At 57.0% G+C, this 1204-nt stretch carries 1 protein-coding gene; it reads right to left on the bottom strand.

Annotation, left to right across the window (positions count from 1 at the left end; all coding sequences use genetic code 11):
* Nucleotides 1-1173, bottom strand: a 1173-nt coding sequence (locus A3730_RS02220; RefSeq protein WP_156500808.1) for a hypothetical protein, incomplete at its 3' end; no start/stop codon positions are given.
* Between the last annotated feature and the right edge of the window lie 31 nt (nucleotides 1174-1204).

The raw sequence follows: 1204 nt of genomic DNA, 5'->3' as shown, positions 1-1204 counted from the left end.
CACCTTGGAGAAGTAACCGATACTGCCGTTGGAGGCATACTCCGAGGCCAGCTGAAAGCGCTCCCCCTGCGTGAAATGCGTGTTGCCATCATCAATGGTCATGGAAATCCCCTGGGTTTCCTCACCCAGGGCGGCTTCATCACCGCCGTTGTCAGCATGGAAGGTCTGCGTGGTGAAGTTACGGAACTTGCCATGCACGACCAGGGTTCGCTCGGCAGCGGGCAATTCAATATCGCCTGTCCCCAACCCTGAGCCAAAGGCAGCACCGCCTCCGTTGCTAGGCCCCATCAGGGTGGCGGTGTACGAACCGATATACTTGCGCCCGGCATTTTGCTCGATGGTAACGGTGCAATTACCCCCGTTGGCACTCTGAAACTTGAACAGCGGATCGCTAACGGTGATCCAGCCCATCTTCAGGGTCACTTCGGTGTCACCATCGTCGCAGCTGTATTCGCCTGCCGCGGGGTTGTTGTTGCTGCCGGCCTGCAGTTCGAATTTCAGCGCATGATCCGGATGTGAGCCATCCAGCAGGGGCCGGCCACCCAGGAAATGTCCGGAGCGCATCTCACGGGTACCACTATCGATCGTCATGTCCCAACGAATCTCGTCCGCCAGGGCCGGTGCTTCACCGTCAATGCCGGTATGAATAAAGATACGGAACTGACCGTCGCTCAGAGTAACCTGTTCTGCATCCTTGTCGTTACCCAGCGTGGCACTGATGATGCGGCCATCGGTGGCCCCATTACTGAAGTGATAGTCCACATCCAGTTCACAGGCCGTGGCCGTCCAGGTTTTCTGCACGGGTGGGCTGACGCTATTGTCGACGGTCAGCATTGATACCCCTGTGCTGGCTCCACACAACTGCGTACCCAGCGCGCCATGGGCGACATTTACCTGCACCCAGGCCAGTTCATCTCCATTGAACGGCGTTGTGTCGATAATGTTGTAGTCGTTGCCAAAATTATTAGCCCGAATCTGCCGCTTAGCCGTAGTGGCCATGAAGGACTCGATAAACGGCTGTTCCAGAGCCCAAACATTGCCGCCGTACACTACCGCTACCCCATTGCGCATACCCAATAGCTCTGCACCGGGTTCGGGTTCAGGGTCCGAACTGTCTTCCTGAATCAAGGCACGGGTGGTGGTACCCTGGCCATCATCATGGATGATTTCCATAACGTCCCCATCCGCATTGAGGTATACCCGC

The organism is Alcanivorax sp. HI0044, assembly GCF_001634945.1.
This window is presented reverse-complemented; position numbering and strand designations above follow the sequence as displayed.